Here is a 21,043-nt window from a genome sequence, read left to right on the forward strand (position 1 = left end):
CGACGGGAAACGATGGCGCCGGCGTTCCCTCGTCTGCAGTGCCTAGAAAGCGGAGCGGCCGGCGGCGTTAGTCGAATCATCGGCCCGTCGCAGGCGAGCGCGGGGGCACGTTCAGGGGCCGCGAACCTTCCAGCGGAACGCAGGCGAGCGGGCCGCTGCCTCCGGGCCCTGCTCGACAAATCCCAGTCAGCGCACCGCCGCGGTGGTCGATGCGGCAGCGCGCGCTGGTCTTCGAGCCCGCGCAGGCTTGCACGGCCTCGGGGGGTGGGGGCCCGCCCGGTCGCCCGTGGCCGAGGATATCGGGAGGCGGCTGATGGCCCCGCCTCTTGACCGCGCGGTCGAGGACGTTGCGTTGCGAGGGCGTCAGGATCGCGCGCAGCTCACGCTGCATGCGGTCATGAATGTCGAGCACCCGAGGCATCACCTCCTGGCGAATGGCCTCGAGCTCCGGCCGATGACGGTCGCCAATCGCCCGGGCCTTCTCCCCCTGCTCCGGCGAGAGGTTGAGCCCGCGCGGGCCGGCGGGGCCGAAGGGCGCGGGACCCGCGGGTGGCCTCGGGCAATGGCCCAGCCAGCGATCGACGGCCGCTCCGGAAAGGCCGCCAGCGGCAAACACAGCGAGCAGCAAAACGGCTGTCCTGGCGCGTATGCCCCTCATCGATGGATCACCATTGCTCATGGTCTACTCCCAGCGCCTCGAGTTGTTTCCAGGCCGTGTGGTTGTTGTCGCCGAGCGCCCAATACTGGAGGGCAAAGGCCGGGTCTTGCCCCTGCGCGAGCTCGCGGCTCGGTCGCGAGGTGAGCGACGGAGGCGCCGCCAGCCAGAGCGCGAGCGCGATCCCAGCCGCGAGCGCCAGCGCTGGTTTCAGCCAGGTGGCCAGCTGGGCCGAGACTGTCCGACGTGCCTGCGCCGCGGCTGCCGCCTGGGTCGCGAGCTCGGCAATCCGCTGCTCCCACCGCGTGCGATCGCGCGAGGGGTCGATCGAGGAGAAGTCGAAGCGTGGGTCGGTCATGAGCGCTCCTCCAACAAGGCATCGGCGCGCAGCTCTGCCCGAAGTTGACGCCGTGCCTGGAACAGATGCTGGCGCGACATGACCTCCGACATGCCCAGGGCGGCGCCGATCTCGGCGTGCGTCCAGTCGTCGAGATCGTGTAGCAGCACAACCTCGCGCCGGGTTGGCGTCAGCAGGGTGAGCGCAGCCGCCACCCGCTCGCGCATGCCCGGATCCGTGGCGGGAGGGTCGACGGCGCCGGGTATCGCTACGACCTCGTGTCGCGGCACGTCTCGCAAGCGCCGACTGTCGAGCCAGTTGAGCGCCCGGTGTCGCACCACGCCGAGGAGCCAAGCGCGAAACTTCGCCGGCTCCCGACAGGTGTCCAGCTTGGTGAAGGCCGAGAGCAGCGCGTCCTGCGCGATATCCTCCGCGTCTGCAGGTCGCCCGACCACGGCGAGGGCCACCGCGTAGGCCGCACGCAGGTACGCGCGGGCCAGCCGGGCGAAGGCCTCGCGATCGCCGCTCTGCGCGCGGCTGACGAGGGCAGCGGTGGCGTTCGCTTCGAGCCGCTCAGGCGCCATGGCTAGAGGATTTTCCCCTGATCGGAAGGTGGGCGCGCAAGCGCGCCGGAAGGCGGGCGCTTGCCGCCCGAGGTGTTCCAGTGCCGTCATCCATCCAAGAAAGCCGAGAGCCCGCGAGCGTTAGCGGCCGCCGGTCGATCGCTCTCGCCACCAGGCAAGGCGCGGCGCCCGTTCCAGTCGCGGCGCATGACAGCATGGCTGGCTGCTTGCGCTGGTCGAGGGCCAGCGAGCCTGGCCCGCGTGGGGCGCGCCTGAGCGTCTCACCCGCCAGGGGAGGCCCTCAAGCCTTGGGCTGCTGAGAAGTACTCGAGCTCGTCGAGGTGGAACTCCCCGTAGACGAAATCGCCCGCGGGGGTCTTCCAGACCGCGTCGCCTCGCGCGGGGATCCGGACGCCGGCGAAGTCGCGGTGGTCGCGCAGCGGGGTGGACCACGGGAGCCTGCTGAAGCTCTTGCCGTCCGCGGAGTAGAACCGATCCTCGGAGACGAAGTTAATCAAATCGCCTTGCTCGTCAAAGGTCAGGACCGCCGCGACCGCCTGGTCGCCGCGGTCGAAGCGGCCCCGGACCGAGTGCGCATCGATCGTGGTCCAGCGCGCGGGGACCTCGACCAGCGCTGCCGGCGCCAGCATGCATAGCTCGTTGAAGATCGTGACCGTCTCGCTCTGGTTCATTGCGGGGCCACGACCGTCGACGACGTCGACGAGCGAGAACACGCGCACGCGGAAGCGGGCCTCGGCGCCGACGAACTCGTGGTAGGCGTCGACGGGAACGCCGAAGAGGGAGGCCCGCATGACAAAGAGGCGCGCGGAGGGGGCGATGAAGTTGCGCTGCTCGGAGGTGAAGGCCATCCAGCGACCGTCGAGGCCCTGACGGAAGCGTCCATGGAAGCGCGCACGGAAGCCCAAGACGCGGGGCTTGCCCAGCACGCGCGCGCGTCGCAGATAGGTCTGGAGCAGGGGCGGCAGCGCCTCGAGCTCGGCCTCGCTCACGAGGGCCGCGGAGGTGGGAAGCTGCGCGAGGTGGCGGGCGCTCGCGAGCGCGTAGAGTGAGCCGAAGCTGCGCGGCGCGGCCTCGAGGATCGCGAAGGCTAGCGGGACGGCCACGATGACGTTGGCGAGGGTCCCGAACTTGGCGTCCGACCAGGCGAGGACGATCAGGCCCTGCGAGAGCAGCAGCGTCGGCAGCGCGAGCATCCACCAGCGTGAGGGCGTTGCCTGGAGCATCACGGCAGAGGTCAAGAACCCAAGGGCCGCGAGGAGCCAGCAGACGCCGCCGGTGGGGCCGATCGGCAGCTTGAGCGCCGCGAGCTCCGCGATGCCGAAGCCCTTGGCGGCGCCCAGTAGGTGGGTCGCGCCGTGAACGACCAGCAGGAGCGCCAGGACGCTGCGCATGGTGCGCTAGCGCGCCCTAGCCGGGGTCGTCAGGGCCTCCGGGTGGCCACTCCGCAGCCGACTCATCGACGACAGCTCGCGCCACGGCAGCTCCAGGGCTGGCCAGAGCCGGCGACCGACGGCGCGCCGTGCGCCGATCCCTCAGCGGCCGCGCTTCGTGGCGTGTGGGTAGAGCGAGCGGCGCCGGCCAGGCTACCGCTCAACGCCCAGCGAAGCGCGTCCGCCGACGGGCGCACTGGCGCTACCGAGCGGGTCGGCGGCGGCAGGCGCGTGGCCGTCATCGATTGTCCCTGCAACCGGGGCTCTCCGTCGCGCGCGTCGAGGCCCAGCCGCCAGGTCGCGCTTACCCGGCGCTCGGGGCGCGATCCGTCCGCCGCGCTGACGCGAGCGGAGAGCCTCAGATACGCCGGTTCGGTCAAGGCGACGGGCCCGCTGAGGCGCCCAGAGCGCCCTTCGTCTGCGTTCGAGCGCTGCGCCGGCGCGGTCGAGAGTCCCGCCCAGACGACGAGCGGGCCGTGCGCGATGCCGCCCCAGACGAAGAGCCGCGCTTCTTCGAGCTCACCGCGCCAATAGGGCACCAAGAGCAGGCGCAGCTCCCGGTCGGAGATCTGGGCGAGGCGCCACGGTTCTCTCTGCAGCGCGTGCAGGGCGGCTGGCGGTAGCATCCAAAGCACATCGGTGTTGTCGTGGGGGCTGCGCAACACGAGCGCGTCGTCGACCGCGCGCGGAGGGTGGGGGCGCGGGAGCCGGCCGTTGGCGGCCGGTGTGTGCCAATCGAGCGTGAGGCCGGCGGGTAGCGGCGGTTTGCCAGCCGCGCCCGATCCCACCCGCTGAGCCACCGCGCTCCGATAGCCCTCGGGCTGGGTGAAGCGCGCAGCGATCACGCCCGCGGGGAGGGCGGGTGCCGGCGTGTATTGGTCCTGCCGCTCCAGCACCCCGAGCGCAGCCCGATGGAGCTCTAGCAGGTTCGCGCGCGCCTTCACCTCGGCGGCAAGTGCGCTGGGGAACGCCACGCCGAGCCGGAGCAGCAAGGCAGGAAAGGCATTCGTGACCGCCTCGAACTGCGCGAGGGTCAAGGCACCTGAGCGATGCCCCACCACCGTGGCAAGCTCGGAGCAGCGCGTAGCCAGCGCGTCGCGCCAGGTGTCGCTCGCGCTCTCATAGGCGGTGGCGGGCCGGGCGGCGGTCAGCAGCGCGAGGAGCGCCAGCTGCCGCGTCCATCGCTGAGGCGCTGAGCGCTGGCGGCGGGACATCACTGCTAGGTTGCCTCCGCGCTGGTCAGCAGCGCGCACCCGACGTGCGTGACGTCGGCCAGGTTCGTCCTGCAGGGCGCGGTCGCCAGCGGCGCCTGGTCGTTCATGGCGTAAGCGGATCGAGGTTCGGAATGCTGTGACCCGGCACGAGGGGATCCTCGATGAACCCATGACCGGAGGCCAGGTGGCACGCGTTGCGTGCTGTAGCCGCCCTCGCGAACGCAGCGGCCGGCTGGGTGCGGTCGTGCGTCGCCAGCGTGTGTCGGAGGTCCCCAGGGTTCGTCTGGACGAAGGCCTGCGCCAGCGCCGGAAGAAGCGCCGGGTGCCGCTCCTTGGGCGGCGCGGCATGCGGCAGCGTGTCCTCGAATGGATCCTCCAACTCGCCGAGCTGGTAGGTTGGCGAGGTCTTGGCGCCCCGCGGCGGTGGCGTGCCCCAGCAATTCGAAGCGGCGCCCTACCTTGGCCATCGCCGTGCCGTAGCCGAGGACGCGTGGGGAAGCTGCCGTCCCGGCGCGCTGCTCGGGAGCAGGTCGCGAGCGCGCGAGCATCAAGACCAAGGCGAGGGCCGAGCCACGGCCGAGGAAGCTGCCGAGGAAGCTGCCGAGGAAGCTGCCGAGGAAGCGGCCGCGTGTCATCGCGCCTCCGCCTGCGTGGCCTGGCTGGGAGGCGCCAGCGCTCGCTCCTTCGCCAGCAAAGCGTCGAGCGACCAAGGTCCGGCGCCGACGATGCCGAGGAAGGCCGCACTGCCTAGCATTGCGAGGTCGGTGCGGGACTCGTGAAGGAACGCCCAGAATCCGGCCTTCGGCGCGAAGGTGTGCGCGAAGATCCAGTAGCCGTGTCCGAGCAGGATCGGCAGCTTGGTCGAGGCCAGCGCGACGAGCATGTCGATGATCAGCGGGATCGCGGCGAGGCGGGTCGCCAGGCCGAGGATGATCAGCGTGCCGCAGACGATCTCCACCACGCCGACGAAGGGGCCCATGAACTCAGGCGCCGGGATCCCGATGCGCGCGAAGCGCCCTGCGCCTTGCGCCGCGGCGTGCAAGAACTTCTGGAGGCCCTCCGAGGCGAAAATCAGCCCGACCACCAAGCGGATGAGGATGGCTGCTGGTGTTGGATTGGATCGCAGCAAGCCCGAGTTATACACGCCTCCCGCCTGCCGGACCACGCCCCTAGCGTGGTCCTTGGGTCCGGGAATTCGCCGGCCTCGGAGCTCGCCTCTGGGTGTCGGAAACAGGGGCCTGGAGCGCGACCTGGAGCGCGACCTGGACCGAGTGCGGGGCCCTAGCTCTTGACCATCGCATGGGCATGGAGCTCGTTTCCTTGGCCGAGGAGGGCTCGGAGGGCGCGCTTGCGCTTGACGCGCACCACGATGATCGTGCCCAGCCCGAGCAGCGAGATGAGGCCGGCGACGATGATCGGCGCGACCAGCGAGCTCATCAACCCGGAGCCGGCGGAAATGACGATGCGCTGGCCCTTGTCTCCATCGTAGGCGCAGTCCATGCGGTAGGCACCCTTCGTGGCGACCTCGAACTGGAAGATCGATGCGCCGGCGTACCCGCCCAGACTGTAGGAGGAGGCCGCCGTCGGGGACTTCAGTTTGACAGCGCTGCCATCGTCCCGCGTTAGCCCACAGCTCAGCCCCGACAATGAGGCGCCCGTGGCGTAAAGCGCGCCACCGATGGCGCTGCGAGACTCGTAGAACGCGGTGTACTTGCCGGGCGCGAAGTCGAACTGATGTTGCCCGGGGAAGACCGCTCGTTGGAGGCCGGAGACCTTCTCCTGCATCCCTCGCGAGAGGGTGACGGCGGGCGTGAAACAAGCTCCCAACCAAAGGATCACGCCAGCGACGTACCACCAGCGACTCGGACCAACGTTGGTGCTCATGGTGTCTTTTCTCTCCTCGTCTGTGCGGATGGTCTATGCGGACCGGCTTCGGATTCGATCCGGGCGTCGAGCGTGCGCGGGTCGGTCCGGATACGGCCCTGGGGGGCGATTGCCCGATTGCGCGGTCCTTATCGGGCCGAGCGCCGCGCAGGTTGCGCGGCGTTTCACCCGACGACGCGGTCGCCCCGGCCACCAGGCACGCTGGTGGGGCTCGGCACGCGGAGCGTCCTGCCGCGATGCGGGTGTCTGCCGCGAGGCGGGTGCCAGGAAGAAGCGACGCAAGCGCTCGGGCGCGCGCGCAACACAGACGGCGAGACCTTGGTCGTGTAAGGTCGGCGCTGCCGTGGCGAGGGCCGCAGTCGGTTGCCCTTTGCGCTCCGTTCCAACAGAAGAGCTGGCGCGCGGGTGGCGCGCGTCCGCTCACCGCCAGGTGTCAGGGAGGCCCGATGAGACGCTATGCCGCGCGAACGACGATCCGTGCCACGCCAGAGCGGGTGTGGAGCATCCTCACCGACCTCGAACGCTGGCCGACCTGGAATACGACGATTACCAGCGTCGAGGGCAAGCTCGCGCTGGGTGAGAAGGTCACGGTGCGGGTGAAGCTTGCGCCAGGGCAGGCCTTCCCGGTCAAGGTGACGGCGCTCGATCCTCCGCAGACGATGGTATGGCGCGGGGGGATGCCGCTCGGCTGCCTCTTCAAGGGCGAGCGCACCTATCGGATCGCGCCCAAGGCCGGCGACGAGGCCGGCGACGAGGCCGGCGACAGGGTCGAGTTCTCGATGGAGGAGGTCTTCGACGGCCTCTTGTCGGGGTTGATTACCAGGGCGATCCCAGACCTGCAGCCCACCTTCGACGAGTTCGCCGCCTGCCTGAAGGCGGAGGCCGAGAGCAAGTGACGCGCCGATCGTGAGGGTGCCGCGCCGCCAGCCTGCGCCAGGCGTTGGCGGCTCGAGCCGCGGAGGCGATCCTCAAGGGTGACGATGATGCCCGAACGCTTGCTCCTGCCGACGGGCGCGACGGGCTTCGTCGGTGGCGCGGTGCGACCCGCGCTGGCCCGCGAGGGGTGGCGCCCTGCCTGTCTCACGCGGGGGTTTGCGCGCGCGCCCAAGCACGCGAGCCGACGCTCGACTGAACGCTCGACTGAACGCTCGACTGAACGCTCGACTGAACGCTCGACTGAACGCTCGACTGAACGCTCGACTGAACGCTCGACTGGGTGCAGGGCGACGTGGGCGATCCCGTCTCGCGCGCTCGCGCGCTCGACGGTTGCCAGGCCGCGCGCTATCGGGTCCACGGAATCGGCGAGGGCCGCAACGACCACCGGCATGATTGAGGGCGGCCGCGACCTTCTCCCAGGCGCCCGGAGCAGCCGGCCTCGAGCGCAGCGTTTGCCTGGACGGGGTCGCCCTCGCTGGTGGCGGTCGCGCTCTGTTGCGGGCTCGCTTGGGGCGCTCTGCGCGCCAAGCGAGCCTCGTACCCGCCCTGGTGGCTCATCTGCTGTGGAACGCGATCGTGCTGCTCGGGCTACCGCTGGGGCCGCGATAGCACGCGAGGGCGCGGGTGCGGATCAGGGCTCGCGGGCCGCCCGTCGCACGTGGCCTGGAGCGCCCGTCGAAGCGTCCCGCGGTTTGGTCGATTTCGAGCTTGAAAACGACCAAGACGACCAATAGGCTGTGCGCTGGAGGAGGATTCCATGAAGGCCCTCATCACTGGCGGCACCGGGCTGGTTGGAAGCGCGCTGCTGGGCACCCTGACGGACGCTGTGGTCCTGAGCCGCGATCCAGCCAAGGCCAGCCAGAGGCTCACCAGCGGACGAGTCCTTCGTTGGGATCCCGCGGCTGAGCCCGCCCCGCTTGAGGCGCTGCAAGGCATCGAGGCGGTGTTCAACCTGGCGGGCGAGCCCGTCGCCAACGATCGCTGGACGGCGGAAAAGAAACGCCGCATCCGGGAGAGCCGAATCGTCGGAACCCGCAACCTGGTGGCGGGCCTGAGGCATCTCGACCGCAAGCCCGAGGTGCTCGTCTCGGCGTCGGCGGTTGGTTACTACGGCGACCGCGGCGACGAGAGGCTCGACGAGTCCGCGCCGGCGGGCGAGGGGTTCCTCGCTGAGGTCTGCGCCGAGTGGGAGCGCGAGGCGCGGGCAGCTGAGGCGCTCGGCGTTCGCGTGGTTTGCGTGCGTATCGGCATCGTCCTCGCCGCGGGCGGCGGCGCGCTCGCCCGCATGCTCGGGCCCTTCAAGCTGGGTCTGGGCGGCCGACTCGGCAGCGGCAAGCAGTGGATGCCTTGGATCCATATCGACGACCTCATCGGCGTGCTGCTGCACGCGAGCCGAAGGCAGGATCTGCGTGGGGTCCTCAACGCGGTGTCGCCACAGCCGGTGACCAACGCTGATTTTACGAGGGCGCTCGGGCGCGCCCTCCACCGGCCCGCCTTCCTGTCGGTGCCGAAGGCGGCGCTGCGCATCGCGTTGGGGGAGCTGAGCGAGATCCTGATGGCGTCCCAGCGCGCGCTGCCACACGTCGCTGAACGCAGCGGCTATCTGTTCCAACACCCGGCGCTCGAGGGCGCGCTCGCTGCCGTCGTGGCGGCTCGCCGGGGAAAGGCGGCATGAAGCATGGGACGCGCTTGCACAACGGCACAGGCCGGGGCTCTCGGCCTGATGGTTTGCGCGTGGGCGCTGCTCGCTGCTCGGCCCGCCGCGGCCGACGGCATCGAAGCGGACTTCGAGGCGGGCGTGGTGTCGGCGAGCAGGAACGACGTGCGCATCCCCGGGGCCGGAGGCACCCAGTTGTCGCTGGTGGGCGACTTGTCCGCGCCGCCAACCCCCGTCTTCCGGTTGCGCGTTGGCTATCGCTTCGGCGATCGACACCTGGTCTCCGCGCTTTACGCCCCGCTGCGAATCGACGCCACCGGCGTGCTGAGCCGCGACGCGACCGTTGCCGGACAAACCTACGCCGCGGGTAGCTCCCTCTTGGGCGTCTATCGCTTCGATTCCTACCGGCTCACCTATCGCTATAGCTTCGTCCGCAACGAGACGGTGGAGGTGGCAGGCGGACTGACGGCCAAGCTTCGCGATGCCGAGATCAGCATCTATGGAGCCGAGACGGCGAGTAAGAAGAACACGGGCTTCGTTCCGCTGCTGAACTTCCACGTCGGCTGGCGCCCCGGAGGAGGCTCGCTGGGACTGGTCCTCGACGCCGACGCGCTCGCTGCGCCGCAGGGACGAGCCGAGGACATCTTGCTCGCGGCAACCTGGGCGGCGAGCGATCGGATGGTGCTCCGCATCGGCTATCGGATGGTCGAGGGCGGCGCCGACAACGACGAGGTCTACAACTTCGCCTGGCTCCACTACGCAGTTGCTGGCGTCGACTTGCGCTTCTGAAGGGAGACGTCCATGCAGACAGCGATCGCTGCGTTCGACATCGAGGTCTTCTACGACGGTGCGTGCCCGGTCTGCCTGCGGGAGATGCGGATGCTGCAGGGTCGCGACCGTGAACAGCGCATCCGCTTCGTCGACATCGCCTCGGAGGGCTTCGATTCGGCCTCGGTGGGCCTGACCTTGGCGACGCTGATGGACCGGATCCATGGCCGCTTGCCCGATGGCACGATGGTCGAGGGCGTCGAGGTGTTCCGGCGGCTCTATGCTGCGGTCGGCTTCGGGCGGCTGGTGGCGTTGACGCGGCTGCCCGGCATCAGGCAGCTCCTCGACCTCGCCTATCAGGCGTTCGCCAGGAATCGGCTTCGGCTCACCGGCCGTTGCGCCGACCGCGCCTGCGAGCTGAAAAAAAAGCCGGTGGCTCGCCAAGCGGCTCAAGCTCATTCCGCAGCTCTCTCTGCCGCTGACCATCATCGGACTCATCGATTTGGTCATCGACACGCTCCGGCAGGCGCGGAATATGCTGCCTCACCTGCAACAGCAGCTGCAGCAGATGCTCGGCACCATCGATCGCGCCACAAACCTTGAGGACGCCGGGCTGATGGCCATCGCCCAGTGCGCCCAGGCGAATGTCGCCCAGGAGGCCGCCAACGTCGGCAAGGCCCTGGCGAGCCTCGGCAAGCTCATCGGCCTCAGCAACATCTTCCTCGGCATCCTCGGGCTGCCCGAGATCCCGGACCTGTCCGACCTTGCCGGCCGTCACCTGGACGACGTCATCCCGCCCCTCGACGCCAACGTCGAGCAGCTCGAGAACGCCCGCGCGGTGGTGCCCGTGCCATGACCAGGAGCGAGCCATGTCCCACGAGCTGACCAAACTCCTCGTCCCGTTTCGCCGTGCGAGCTCGAGCGCCTGCTCGAGCTCGTGACCGGGGTTGCGCTGGAGCGCGACGCGGACCGGGTGGCCTTCGCGGCCGGCCAGGCCCAGGTTGCAAAAAGGGCTGTTCGTTACTGTTGCGGTAACGTTACTCCGATCTGGCACCTGGTTGCCAAGTCCGCTATACGTTACTAAAGGAGGAACGAACGGCGAAAGCCGCAACCAGGCACATGGAACGGACTCTCTCCCAGAACGAGGCCAAGGTGGTGCTCGACCTCGAGTGGCGGAACCAGAAGACCGTCACGCTCGCCGAGCTGCGCGCAGCGCTCGGCGCGTCGGAGAGCTACGCCCGCAAGCTCGCTCACGGGCTGGTGAAGAAGGGCTGGTTCGAGCGCCTGCGCCCGGGCCTGTTCCAGCTCGTTCCCGCCGACCGCGGCCGCGAGGGTGTGGCCGACACCAACCCGCTCGCCGCCGGCGCCGTGCTCATCTCGCCATACTTCTACTCGTTCGGCACCGCCTGCACGCACCACGGGCTCACCGAGCAGGTCTTCTCGGAGGTGTACCTCGCCTGCCAGGAGGAACGCCGGTCCGAGACCATCCGCGACAAGCGCTACGTCTTCGTGCACGTCGCCGAGCAGCGCTTCGTCGGCTTTCAGGAGATCTCCGTTCTCGGTCACGCCGTCCAGATGGCAACGACCGAGCGCGCGCTGCTCGACGCGATCGATCGGCCCCGCTACGCCGGCGGCATCGGTGAGGTCTCCAGGATTGCCCAGCGGGCAGCCGGCAAGGTCTCGTGGCATGCGCTCCTCGAGCTCGCGCGCAAGTGGGGCTCGTCAGCACTGATGCAGCGCTTCGGCTATTTCCTGGACCTTCACCAGGTCGACGTGCCCGACGGCGTGCGAGACGCGCTCCTGGATCTCGTTCGGCCACAGAGCAAGATCCAGCTCGGGCCGCGTCGCAAGTGGGGCACGAGCGGCAAGCTTATGCGACCGTGGAACGTGGTGGAGAACGTTCCACGCGACGTGCTCATCTCGAAGGAGGAGAAGCCGCGGCGCAGGGTGGTCTTCGGAAAGAAGGAACAGAGCAAGTGATCGAGGACAAGTTCGTCGACCTCCACGCGCGCAATAGCGGCCTGCGCGACAAGCTCGTCGCTGAGCGCGACGTGGTGCTGACCTACGCGCTGCGCGTGCTCCTCGACACCGGCGTGATGGACCACCTGGCCTTCAAGGGTGGCACGTGCCTGCGCAAACTGATCTTCGGCTCGGCCGGTCGCTTTTCTGAAGACCTCGACTTCACCTTGGACAGCGACAGGCCCGACGACGACGTGCTCACGGAGCTGGTCGAGGTCTTCAACGCCGAGCATCACGGCATCACGTTCACTTTCGACGAGTACTACAAGACCGATGACGACACCTCCTTCGGCGGAGAGGTCCGGTACAGCCACAGCTGGAACGACGCCGGTCGATTCCGGTTGCAGGTGAGCCTGCGCGAGCGACCGACGTTGCCGATCGTGGCAGGTGCCATGAAGCAACAGGCCTACTTCGGCCACCTCGAATTCGATCGCTTTGACGTCCGTTCGCTCGCGGCGATCGAGATGATCGCGGAGAAGGTGCGCGCGGCGTTTCAACGGGTCAAGGTCCGGGACCTCTACGACCTCCATCGTTTTGCCACGACGCCCTTCGACGGCGAGCTCCTACGACGGCTCGCGGTGCTCAAGCTTTGGCAGTCCCGCGACCCGTTCGATCCCGACGCGCTGTTCGAGAAGCTCCGCGGCGGCGACTACGACTGGGCAGACATCCAACGACTGGTCCGGGCATCCGACCGCATCGAGCCCGCCGAGATCATCGCTACCGTGGAGACGCGCTTCGCCGTCCTCCGCCAACTGACCGAGCTCGAGCAGCAGGTCATCGCCGACGCCAAGAGCGGGTGGAACGAGCCCCTCGCCGACCGACTGCGCGCCGAGATCCGAGAGCTGGCTGCCGGTTGAGCACACGGCCAACCGTGGCTCCCGACGCGCCTGGCTCCCCAATTAATGCCTTCAAGCGAACCAGCCGGCGCGCTTTCCCAGAGAGCGGAGAGTGAGCAAGTGCCCGCAGCGACTCGGTTTCTCTGATTGGGTCCCGGCCGGGCGAGGGTGGTTCGAGTCTCAAGACGACGCGAGGTCGTGAGACCCTATCGGGATAGGGTCACGGATCTCGCCCACGTCGTTGGACCCTATTTGCCGGGTTCGGCCCCGGCCCCGGCCCGTCCTGGCGGCGGGTACTCCACCTGCCGATCCCAAGAAAGGCCTCCGGGGAGCGCGCGCCGGCCGCCGAGGCATGGACGGGCGCCAACCACGCAGCCAAAAGCGGCCGCGTGTCGCCCAGGGCGCGCCCCCGGGCCGCGTTTTCGCGCTGCCCGGCCCTCCCTGGCCACACGTCCGCCGCCGCGCCACGTGGGGCCCGTGTGCGAACGACGAACGACGGCACGGATGCCGCTACGCGGCGTGGCGCTGGGGTGGTTCATCCTCAGCGAGCTTATAGCTGTTGAGCAGGCCGTGGGCGTGGCTGCTCCGGACGAGGCGGCGCCGGCGGACGGCCTCAAGGTCGATGACATCGGCCAGCTTCTCGCCGCGCCCGAAGGCCGCGGGCGTCTGGCCGTCGAGGGCTTGGTTCGCCCGCTCGGCCAGGTAGTAGCGCCGGTACTCGTCGAGGTACCACTGAAGCTCCTCGGCGCTTCGGGTGCGAACGTGGTTGAGCAGCTCGAAGCGGACCGACTTGATGGCTCTTTCCGCGGAGCCGTTCACGTAGGGAAGCGCAACCGGGGTTCGCCGCTGGTCTATCTCCATCACGCGGAGCTGCCGCTCGAACTGCCCATAGAACTGGGTGCCGTGGTCGTGCATGACGGCGACCGGCTGGCGGTGCTCCCTGCTCATGCAGGCAGAGAGCGCGCGCACGGTCCAGACGGAGTCGACGTCCCAGCCGTCGGAGACACGGAGGTCGAGCAGCTCGCGCGTGTGGATGTCGATGATGAGCAGCACGTTGCACCAAGCGCCGCGTGCTGTGCGCACGACGAAGAAGTCCATCGCCCAGATTGCGTCGCGGCCGGCCGACTTGAAGCGCTCCCAGTTGCCGGGATGCCCGCCCCGCGGGTGGAAGCCGTGCTCCTTCAGGACCTTCTGGATGGTCGGCTCGCTCACGCTGATGCGCATCCGGCGGAGCTCCTCGCGGATGCGCCGGGCGCCCCAGAGCGGGTTCTCCTGCTTGAGCGTGATGATGATGGCGACAATCTTCTCGTCGAGCGGCGGCCGGCCCAGCGTCGCTGTCTTCCGCCACGGCCATGGTCCCCGCCGGAAGAGCGCGGTCCACCGGGCCAGCGTCTTGTCCGAGGCTGCGAGGTAGTAGTCCTGGAACTCGTGGTTGCCGCGGGTCAAGAGGTGCGCGAACACCTGCGCCGCCCGGACGCGCAGAGGCATCCTCGGGCGCTTGCCGCGCGGCGTCGAGCTCGAGGAGCAGCGCGCCGTTCTGGGCCTTGAGCGCCAGGTTCTCGCGGTAGAGGCGCATGATTTCCGGCGGGTTGCTTCCGCGCGGGAGCCGGCTCACGCGGTCCACGACCACGATGAGCAGGTGGTAGACGAGGAACTCGAAGGTGCGGAAGGCAAGCGAGAGCATGGGCGTGTCCTGAATTCGTTGGCGATCAGGTAACACGCGGCCACGGTCGAGCCCACGGCGAACTGCTCTGACCGCTTTTGTCAGAGTTCGTGCGGCCCACCGGTCTTCCCTATGGAGCCTCCTCAAGGCGAATTGCCGCCAGCAGCATCGACGTGTGCAGCAATCGGTCGGCGTTGGCCTGAGAGGCAATCGTTTTCCCGGAGCAGGCCGTGCGCCACGTTGTTGCGCAGGTTGAATCCACGCCTCGGACAGGAGGCACTGCAGCAGCTGCACCAACTCCGGGGGCATGGTTCCGTCCGCCTCGCTGGCGCGCAGGAGTTCGCCGAGCGGGCGCTCGCGCAGTTCGCCGTCCCGCATCGCTGTCACCTCGGTCCCAGCCGCCTTGAGGATGCGGCGGACCAACTGCTCGATGCGGGGCACGAGCACGTGGATCGCGGCGATGCGATCGTCCGCCATATAGCGCTCGGCGGCCGTCTTCAGGAACGGCAGGTCGTCCGTCTCGACGAAGTTCGACGCGCTGAGGATGGCAAGCAGATCCGCGCTGTGAAGGTGCCGCTCCGCACGGAGTCGCGAGAAGAGTTCGGAGAGCACCAGCCCGGACATCATCGCCACCTCTTGCACGAGCGCCCGCCGTTCCTCGAACTGCAGCTGCTCAGGCGTGTCGGGTGCGATCTCGGCGAGCGTTCGGTCGTCGACCACGGGCACGGTGATCGCGATCTGGCTCACGATGGACCGGGGCCTTACGCGCTGGCGTCCACCTCCTTCGAGGGACGGGGCGAAGAGGCGCGTCGACATCCGCCCAAGCACGGCGACCGCCGTCTCCGCGTCGTCGAAGAATGGCGCGACCATCTTCTCCATATCGTCCGGGTTGACGGTCACCGGCACGCTGATCTCGTGGAACTCACCTTGCTTCTCCGCGAGCCGGAGCGCATCGCGCGCCTCCGCCATCGCCCGCGCGCCATCCTCCCGAAGGCCCGCCTGCTGGTACTTGGCGGCGGCGTACTTCCAGTGCATCGACCGCACGATGCCAGAGGTGCTTCGTCGCGCATGCTCCTCATGCAGCTGCGCTCTGCGTCGTGCCACCTCCCGCGGATCGGGCGGGGGGCCGAGGAGGCGCTCAAGGGACAGCCGCACGTCAAGCACCTGCACATCAACATGCTCCATCGAGCCCATGCTGACGAGGCCGCGCGCGATCTCGTCAACCGCCCGAAGGAGATCACGGAGTCGGTCATCAGGGACCAAGTCGACGTAGCGCTGCCCACGCCCCGCAGCGAGCCCGACTTCGCACTCAACAAGCGCCAGGGCCCAGTGCGGTGCCTCTGTGATGAACCGACGCTGCAGGTCTCGAAGACCGGCCAGGGCACCGAGGAGAAGGCGAGGCTGGCCTATCTGTCCCGCGATGCGCACCGCTGTCTTCCAGTGCTGCGCCACCAGCATCCCGCGGATCGCGGGATCGAGGTCCCTGGCGGCGATCCAAACCGCTGCGTCCGCGTGGGCCGTCACCACCGCTCGCGCGACATCGATGGGCTTCGGGAGCCGCGCCCCCACGTGCGCCTGCCACAGCGTCCTGAGTTCCCATAGCCCCTGCAGGTAAAGCGCCCGCAGGACGGGGTTCTGGTCCGCAGCCTGTGCTTGCTCCCAGAAGTGCTCGAAGGCGGCCACGGGCGCCTCGCGCCAGGGGCCAAACGCGTCGGCGTCAGTCGTCGAAGCTCTGAGAGCGCTGAAGCCCTCGCCTGCATCGCGCCACTCGTACGCTGCCAGCAGCGAGGCGGACCACTCGTCTCTGCGTGCGCGCTCGGCGTCGCTGCCCGCGAGGAGCCGCGCACGCTGCGAGTGCAGTTCGGCGAAGAGCAGCACGAGTTGGTCCGGCCGGTCTCCGTCGATGCGTCGAGCGATGTCCGAGAACTCCTCTGGCGACGACATCGCACGGATTCGGGATGTGATGTCTTGGCCCATGCAACTCACCGTCTCCACAGAGCAGCCCTGGAGTGCTCGGCTCCTAGCCCAACCCGAGTGCCATGATGACCGCGCGGGTGGGCGAGTCGTAGAACTGCCACTGGATCTTGGTGAGCACTGAGTCGGGGACCTCGGCGACGTCGCGCTTGTTCTCGCTAGGAATGAGGATCCGCTTTGCGCCGGCCTCCACCGCGAGCTGCATGCGCTCCGGGAGGCCGCTGACTTTGAGGAGCATGCCCTGGACGCTCATCTCGCCCAGGACCACCGTTTGCTCGAGCACCGGCTTTTCGAGGAGCCCAGAAACCATCGAGATGAAGAAGGCGACCGTCGTCTCGCTCCCCTCCTTGGCTTGGTTCAGGTTGATGGCCTGGACGGAGAAATCGTATTCCTTCGGCTCGCGCTCTATCCCGAGGTTCTTGAGGTTCGCCTTGAGGTAGGCGTCGGCCGTCTTGATGGCCTCCTTCATGGTTCCGGACAAGCTGCCGAGGGGGATGATTCGCCGGGCCCCGGTTCGTCTGCGTCTGGATGAGGAACAGCGCCAGCCTGCGGTCGGCGATATCGGTGCCGATGGTGTAGACAGATCCCGGAGGCAGGGCGCCTTCCATGATGATCGATCCGCCGCCGCTCTCTGGCACGGTGACGTAGCGCTCCTGACCGCTGTCGCGTTCGAGGTAGGAGAAGCTGGTGTCCCAGTACTCGAGACCAGCGATCTTTTTGAGCTGCTCCTTGACGCGTCGACGCATCTCCATCGCGAACTCGATGTACTCGCGCAACTCGTCGCGGGGTACCTCCGCGTGCGGGTGGAGCAGCTTAATCAGACCCGAGACGGTCTTGCGGACGGCCTTCTGATCGCGTCCGGAGAGGTGACTGCCGAACTTGAAGTCGCGCTCCGCGTAGTCGGTGTAGCTCTTCTTGCGGAGCTCGCGAAACACCTCGGCGAGGTAGTCGGTGACGAGACCGAAGTGGCTGGTGTACGTCTCGTCCCGCGTCTTCTGTAGCTCCCATCCGGGCAGGTAGAAATGGATGCGGTCATAGAACGCCGCGTCCATCTCCTTGGGCATCGGGTAGAAGAGGTGCGAGGTCTTGACGATGGTGCCGATGTCGCCATCGAGATTGCCGACGAAGACAATCGAGCCCTCAGCATTGATGATGTCGCTCCCGCGGCTGAAGGCGCCGTCCTCCATGTAGCCCTTCATGATGTTGATGCCGCTCTTGTCCTTGAAACTCACGCCCGCCGCCTCGTCGAAGGCGACCACGTCCCAGAGGCACACGAGACCCCGCTGCCCGGACGCGAGGTTGACGAACATCTGCGCCACCGTCGTCTGGCCTCCCGAGACCAAGTGGCAGTAGGGGCTCACCTGCTGGTAGACGAAGCTCTTTCCTGTGCCGCGCGGGCCAAGCTCGACCAAGTTGAAGTTCTTCTCCACCAGAGGCAGTAGCCGCGCCAGGTAGAGGAGCTTGCGCCGGTGGGTGAAGTACGGATGGCTCGGCTCGTAACCCAGGCTCCGGAGCAGTAGGTCGATCCACTTCTCGCGGTCGCCGATGCGCTTGCGGCCCTCAATGAAGCTCGACACGTCGCGATTCGAGAGCTGGATGGGGCGGATCTTCTCGATAAAGAACGGGCGGTTTTGGCCCTTGAAGACGAAGCCGTCGTCGTAGCGGAGGGTGATCTCCGCCCACACACCACCCATGAGCAGCCGGTCGTGCTTCCGGATCTCCGACTCGTCGATGTTGACGTAGTCGATGTTCAGGTTGGCGAGGTGGGCCCAGTACTTGTCGTGCGTCTCGACCAAGCTCACGCCGACCTTGTCGATGATCTCGTACGTCGAGTGCTGCTTGATTGCGCTCTTCACCCGCTCGCGCTCGTCGGGCTTGACGAACTTGTCCGAGAGAGTCTGCCGGACGAACTCCAACCCCTCGCGGATCACCTCATCATCGGCGGAGGAGCAGTACTTGCCGAGCAGGAACTCGATCACGAACGCAGGCACGCCGAACGAGGTCCGCATGCGGCGGAGGAGGTCGCTTTCGGACCACCAGGCCCGGAAAGAGGTCCACCGCCAGGGTGTCGAGTTCGTCGAGTTCTGTTTCGTTCGCCATAAGATCCCTCACAAGTTTCGTGCGACCGTCAGCCGGAGGCCGGCCGGGGAGAGCACCTCCTGGTTGTCGACGTCGCGCACCACGAGGTCGAGAAGGTCTCCCTCCATGAAGGCGAGCTTGTCGTCCAACATCAAGACCACAGTTGCCTTCTGCGCCGGGTCGGGTGCGATCTCCTTGCGGACTGGCCGCACCAGGACGCTCGCGTCTTTTCGGCGTAGGTCGACTTCGACGGTTCGCCCGGCCGGCTTGCTGAAGAGGTCCACCCGCTCGGATGGCACCGGTTCGAGGACAACCTTCACGGCATGCGTCTTGACCTCGTACGCGCCCGGCAACACGCGGACGCCCACCCGCTCCGGCGCGGCCTCTTTGCGCGACACCAGGTGAGGGATGACGACCTCCTGCACGGCAACGCCGCCGTGGGCGAAGGACTTCTCCTCCTTGAAGCACGCCATCCCGGCCGGGACGGCAACGCGCACCTTGCGGTCGAACGGGAACGGGAACGTCTTCGCATCGACAACCGCTCCCTCGGCGAGGAGCGCGTAGCGGGCCTTGGCGACGAGCTCGGTCGGCAGGGATCGCCACGATAGGTGCAGCGATCTCGTCGCTGGTCATCACGAACCCGTGGTCCGTGAGGAGGTGGACCTCCGGGTAACCCCACTTATGGAGCTTGCCGACGAGGTTGATCAGGCGATCGACCTCGACGTGGAGATGCCGGATGAGGTCGCTGGCGTTGTCGTGCCCGAGGCTGTCGATGGTCTCGTGGCCAAAGACGCAGAGGACGTCCGGGAGAGGCTTGGGCGCGCGCGCCGCGTTCTCCGCCTCCTCTATCTCCATGCACGTCGCGCCGACGCGCTCGCGCAGAAACTGGAGACGGGTCTGGCGGTCGGAGAAGTTGCCACCCGTCTTCACGCTCCGAAGGCGCCCCTCGCCCGGCCCAGGCTCGTAGCGCAACTCCTCACCGCCGAGCGGCAAGAGGGCCGTCATCCCAACCCATGTGCGGGTGGGAATGCACGCCAGCGCCGGGACGAGCGCCGACTCGGGCAGGCGCAGCCGCTCGCGGATGTCGAGCGCGCAGTCGTAGCGGAGCGCGTCGACGATGACGACGGCAAACGGCCGGCGGCCGCTCCACACGCCGGCCACCACGTCGGCGATCGGTCGAAGCCCGCCGACGGTCCACTCGCCACGCGCGCGCAGCCCCTCGAAGAAGACACTATTCAAGCGTGTGAGGTATTCGCCATAGGCGCGGTTCGCGACCGCGAAGACCTCCTCGAGGTCGGGCTCTCGACTCGCGTCGGCCACGAGCCGCCAGTGGGCGCGGTCGATGCGTCCGGCGTAACCGAGGTAGAGGCTGGCGACCTCCTCGGCGGTTGTGCAGGCGCGCGCCTTCTCGATGGCCTCCTCGCACGCGGTCACGAGCAGGGCGAGCCGGTGCAGGAGTTCGAACCCGCGCAGCGGCTCGGGGCTCGCGCGGGTGAAGTCAGCCTCGGCGGCGAGTTCCTTTGCGTGTTCGCGCAGAAGCGGCAGGTACTGCGTCTTCTGCTTCGCCGCGGCGGCGAACCGGTCGTAGAAGGTCTGGAAGCGGAGCCGCACGAGGTGCGGGAAGGCGAACGAGGTGCCAGTACGTCCCTTCGCCCAGCCGGAGAGATCGTACTCGCGCTCGACTCGTCGAATGAGCCGGTGGTAGTCGCCGGCCGCCGAGCCATCCTTCAGCCAGCGCTTCAGGAGCTGCACGCAGCGGGCGCGGCAGGGCGGATCAGGTAGCAGTGACGCGAACGGGAAGTCGGCAGGCTCGCCGTACGCCTCGTAGGTCTCCGTGAGCGCCAGCCGCAGCACGAGGTCGGCGAGCCACTCGTCGATGAGGACGTTCGGACTGAGGCTCGGCTGCGTATTCGGCAGAGGGATGGGGCGAGAGAAACCGAAGGCGTCCCGAACCTGCTGCACGAACTCGGTGAGGAGCCCATCCTGGACGAGCTGTCCGAGTCGTTCGACGGGATCGGCAGCGAGGTCGAGGATGGTCTGCTCGACATCGCCGATCACCTGCTGCCGAGCCCAGGCTGGCGTCAGCGCATGCTCCCAGAAGCGCGCGTCGCTCTCCGCGAAGCGGGTGGCGAACTTGGCCAGCAGCGAGTCGCGACCTCCGTCCCAGAGAAGCCGCTGGTCTTTCGGATCGCTGGGCAGGTTGACGCCCGCCCGCCGCAGGAACGCGAAGAGGCTCGGCTTCTTCCCGTCCACGAGCCACGTGGCACCGAGGTAGCGGTACTCGAGGAGGAGGTCGGCCAGGAATCCCCCTTCCTCCTCGGGGCCGTCGAGTCGCTCGGCCGGGAACGGCAGATAGAGGACGCAGCGGCGCGCCTCCCGTTCCGCGGTTGGCAGCCCCCGGCTCGCCCAGTGGATCTCGTGCTTGATCCAGAGCTGTCCGTGGCCGGCCTTCTCGTCGTAGCGGAGCAGCGTGAACGTCTGCGCGGTCTGGCCGGACAGGTGCTTCTCGAAGACGGGGAGGAGCCGTTCGAACTCCCGTTTCTCGTCGAACCAGAGCGCGATCCGCGCTTGGGCATGCCGGCCGAAGAGGGTGCGGAGTTCCTCGGAGAGGGTGGCGAGAATCATTCGTCGTCCTCCTCGGCGCTCTTCGTTGAGACGACCTTGGCGATACGCAGAATGCCTGCCGTCTGTAGTGGCAGGATGTTCACCTTGACGCCATCGTCGATGTCCGGATCCCACCCCTTCGGCTGCTCGGCCGCGCTCTTCCATGTCACGCGGATGGGGAACTGGCCCTCTTCGAGGCCCTGGAGCTTCTTGTCGAAAGCCTGGGTTTCCTCGATGCTTTGTTGAATCTCGAGAGCGTCGTCGGTCCTGTTCGCTTTGCGCGCCTGCGCGAGGTCACGTTCGCGGCGCTCGATGAACGACCGGACGTAGGTCCCGCGGAGCTTGCGCAGTGCGTCCTTCCGAAACCGGTGATAGTGGGCGAGAACCGCGAACGCGGGCGTGC

The 21,043-nt window shown here is 68.1% G+C and carries 19 protein-coding genes and 2 pseudogenes; 8 read left to right on the forward strand and 13 right to left on the reverse strand.

The features are described 5' to 3' along the window. Positions 1-76: 76 nt before the first annotated feature. From IPL40_14780 to IPL40_14815, 8 genes are all read right to left on the reverse strand, one after another. Positions 77-658 carry a periplasmic heavy metal sensor gene (locus IPL40_14780; GenBank protein MBK8482407.1) on the reverse strand — a complete coding sequence of 194 codons (582 nt, stop codon included), beginning with the start codon at positions 656-658 and terminating at the stop codon, positions 77-79. 7 nt (positions 659-665) lie between these two features. Beyond that, on the reverse strand, positions 666-1,013 hold the full coding sequence (locus IPL40_14785) for a hypothetical protein (protein ID MBK8482408.1): 348 nt from the start codon (positions 1,011-1,013) through the stop codon (positions 666-668). Beyond that, a complete protein-coding gene (locus tag IPL40_14790; GenBank protein ID MBK8482409.1) occupies positions 1,010-1,576 on the reverse strand; it encodes an RNA polymerase sigma factor in 567 nt (188 codons plus the stop codon). Before IPL40_14790 ends, IPL40_14785 begins: the two co-directional genes overlap by 4 nt. Before the next feature lie 260 nt (positions 1,577-1,836). Beyond that, positions 1,837-2,967 carry a hypothetical protein gene (locus IPL40_14795; protein ID MBK8482410.1) on the reverse strand — a complete coding sequence of 377 codons (1,131 nt, stop codon included), beginning with the start codon at positions 2,965-2,967 and terminating at the stop codon, positions 1,837-1,839. Positions 2,968-3,029: 62 nt separating this feature from the next. Further along, positions 3,030-4,220: a hypothetical protein gene (locus tag IPL40_14800; GenBank protein ID MBK8482411.1), complete on the reverse strand. Its 1,191-nt coding sequence runs from the start codon at positions 4,218-4,220 to the stop codon at positions 3,030-3,032. A 103-nt stretch (positions 4,221-4,323) separates the two neighbouring features. Beyond that, entirely contained in the window at positions 4,324-4,599 is a 276-nt protein-coding gene (locus IPL40_14805) for a hypothetical protein (protein MBK8482412.1), read from the reverse strand. A 252-nt stretch (positions 4,600-4,851) separates the two neighbouring features. Next, on the reverse strand, positions 4,852-5,364 hold the full coding sequence (locus tag IPL40_14810; GenBank protein MBK8482413.1) for a DoxX family protein: 513 nt from the start codon (positions 5,362-5,364) through the stop codon (positions 4,852-4,854). Positions 5,365-5,501: 137 nt separating this feature from the next. Further along, positions 5,502-6,104 carry a hypothetical protein gene (locus IPL40_14815; protein MBK8482414.1) on the reverse strand — a complete coding sequence of 201 codons (603 nt, stop codon included), beginning with the start codon at positions 6,102-6,104 and terminating at the stop codon, positions 5,502-5,504. A gap of 446 nt (positions 6,105-6,550) precedes the next feature. Between IPL40_14815 and IPL40_14820 the strand changes: the two genes are divergently transcribed. The 7 genes and pseudogenes from IPL40_14820 to IPL40_14850 all read left to right on the forward strand — a co-directional run bounded on the left by IPL40_14820 (position 6,551) and on the right by IPL40_14850 (position 12,341). Further along, positions 6,551-7,000, forward strand: coding sequence for an SRPBCC domain-containing protein (locus IPL40_14820; protein MBK8482415.1), 450 nt, complete (start codon positions 6,551-6,553; stop codon positions 6,998-7,000). Between the two features lie 797 nt (positions 7,001-7,797). Continuing rightward, the gene (locus tag IPL40_14825; protein ID MBK8482416.1) at positions 7,798-8,715 is read left to right on the forward strand and encodes a TIGR01777 family protein; all 918 of its coding nucleotides are present in this window, start codon (positions 7,798-7,800) and stop codon (positions 8,713-8,715) included. A gap of 48 nt (positions 8,716-8,763) precedes the next feature. Beyond that, entirely contained in the window at positions 8,764-9,486 is a 723-nt protein-coding gene (locus tag IPL40_14830) for a hypothetical protein (GenBank protein MBK8482417.1), read from the forward strand. Between the two features lie 12 nt (positions 9,487-9,498). Beyond that, positions 9,499-9,864, forward strand: a pseudogene (locus IPL40_14835) (DUF393 domain-containing protein). 169 nt (positions 9,865-10,033) lie between these two features. Beyond that, a complete protein-coding gene (locus IPL40_14840; GenBank protein MBK8482418.1) occupies positions 10,034-10,321 on the forward strand; it encodes a hypothetical protein in 288 nt (95 codons plus the stop codon). A 263-nt stretch (positions 10,322-10,584) separates the two neighbouring features. Continuing rightward, positions 10,585-11,445: a type IV toxin-antitoxin system AbiEi family antitoxin domain-containing protein gene (locus tag IPL40_14845; GenBank protein MBK8482419.1), complete on the forward strand. Its 861-nt coding sequence runs from the start codon at positions 10,585-10,587 to the stop codon at positions 11,443-11,445. Continuing rightward, a complete protein-coding gene (locus IPL40_14850; GenBank protein ID MBK8482420.1) occupies positions 11,346-12,341 on the forward strand; it encodes a nucleotidyl transferase AbiEii/AbiGii toxin family protein in 996 nt (331 codons plus the stop codon). The genes IPL40_14845 and IPL40_14850 overlap by 100 nt, the downstream gene beginning before the upstream one ends. A 489-nt stretch (positions 12,342-12,830) precedes the next feature. Here IPL40_14850 and IPL40_14855 read toward each other — a convergent pair whose 3' ends face one another. Continuing rightward, the gene (locus tag IPL40_14855) at positions 12,831-13,808 is read right to left on the reverse strand and encodes a DDE-type integrase/transposase/recombinase (GenBank protein ID MBK8482421.1); all 978 of its coding nucleotides are present in this window, start codon (positions 13,806-13,808) and stop codon (positions 12,831-12,833) included. Positions 13,809-14,126: 318 nt separating this feature from the next. Next, positions 14,127-14,258: pseudogene (locus IPL40_14860) on the reverse strand (DUF4209 domain-containing protein). Between the two features lie 172 nt (positions 14,259-14,430). Between IPL40_14860 and IPL40_14865 the strand changes: the two are divergent. Beyond that, entirely contained in the window at positions 14,431-15,585 is a 1,155-nt protein-coding gene (locus tag IPL40_14865) for a hypothetical protein (protein ID MBK8482422.1), read from the forward strand. Positions 15,586-16,115: 530 nt separating this feature from the next. Here the strand turns inward: IPL40_14865 and brxL are convergent. The 3 genes from brxL to IPL40_14880 are packed head-to-tail and all read right to left on the reverse strand — an operon-like array spanning position 16,116 to position 20,810. Continuing rightward, positions 16,116-17,966, reverse strand: coding sequence for a protease Lon-related BREX system protein BrxL (gene brxL / locus IPL40_14870; GenBank protein ID MBK8482423.1), 1,851 nt, complete (start codon positions 17,964-17,966; stop codon positions 16,116-16,118). After that, positions 17,893-20,661, reverse strand: a complete 2,769-nt coding sequence (locus tag IPL40_14875; protein ID MBK8482424.1) for a PglZ domain-containing protein — start codon at positions 20,659-20,661, stop codon at positions 17,893-17,895. The genes brxL and IPL40_14875 overlap by 74 nt, the downstream gene beginning before the upstream one ends. Next, positions 20,658-20,810, reverse strand: coding sequence for a hypothetical protein (locus IPL40_14880; GenBank protein MBK8482425.1), 153 nt, complete (start codon positions 20,808-20,810; stop codon positions 20,658-20,660). Before IPL40_14880 ends, IPL40_14875 begins: the two co-directional genes overlap by 4 nt. Positions 20,811-21,043: the final 233 nt, after the last annotated feature.

Source organism: Pseudomonadota bacterium (assembly GCA_016711215.1).
Lineage (GTDB): Bacteria > Myxococcota_A > Polyangia.

Excerpts from the sequence above, each read along its gene's own strand:
- IPL40_14855 (MBK8482421.1), bottom strand. The coding sequence starts at position 13,808 with ATGCCTCTGCGCGTCCGGGCGGCGCAGGTGTTCGCGCACCTCTTGACC.
- IPL40_14845 (MBK8482419.1), top strand. The coding sequence starts at position 10,585 with ATGGAACGGACTCTCTCCCAGAACGAGGCCAAGGTGGTGCTCGACCTC.
- IPL40_14795 (MBK8482410.1), bottom strand. The coding sequence starts at position 2,967 with ATGCGCAGCGTCCTGGCGCTCCTGCTGGTCGTTCACGGCGCGACCCAC.
- IPL40_14785 (MBK8482408.1), bottom strand. The coding sequence starts at position 1,013 with ATGACCGACCCACGCTTCGACTTCTCCTCGATCGACCCCTCGCGCGAT.
- IPL40_14790 (MBK8482409.1), bottom strand. The coding sequence starts at position 1,576 with ATGGCGCCTGAGCGGCTCGAAGCGAACGCCACCGCTGCCCTCGTCAGC.
- IPL40_14820 (MBK8482415.1), top strand. The coding sequence starts at position 6,551 with ATGAGACGCTATGCCGCGCGAACGACGATCCGTGCCACGCCAGAGCGG.
- brxL (MBK8482423.1), bottom strand. The coding sequence starts at position 17,966 with ATGCGGACCTCGTTCGGCGTGCCTGCGTTCGTGATCGAGTTCCTGCTC.
- IPL40_14875 (MBK8482424.1), bottom strand. The coding sequence starts at position 20,661 with ATGATTCTCGCCACCCTCTCCGAGGAACTCCGCACCCTCTTCGGCCGG.
- IPL40_14815 (MBK8482414.1), bottom strand. The coding sequence starts at position 6,104 with ATGAGCACCAACGTTGGTCCGAGTCGCTGGTGGTACGTCGCTGGCGTG.
- IPL40_14840 (MBK8482418.1), top strand. The coding sequence starts at position 10,034 with ATGCTCGGCACCATCGATCGCGCCACAAACCTTGAGGACGCCGGGCTG.
- IPL40_14800 (MBK8482411.1), bottom strand. The coding sequence starts at position 4,220 with ATGTCCCGCCGCCAGCGCTCAGCGCCTCAGCGATGGACGCGGCAGCTG.
- IPL40_14830 (MBK8482417.1), top strand. The coding sequence starts at position 8,764 with ATGGTTTGCGCGTGGGCGCTGCTCGCTGCTCGGCCCGCCGCGGCCGAC.
- IPL40_14780 (MBK8482407.1), bottom strand. The coding sequence starts at position 658 with ATGAGGGGCATACGCGCCAGGACAGCCGTTTTGCTGCTCGCTGTGTTT.
- IPL40_14825 (MBK8482416.1), top strand. The coding sequence starts at position 7,798 with ATGAAGGCCCTCATCACTGGCGGCACCGGGCTGGTTGGAAGCGCGCTG.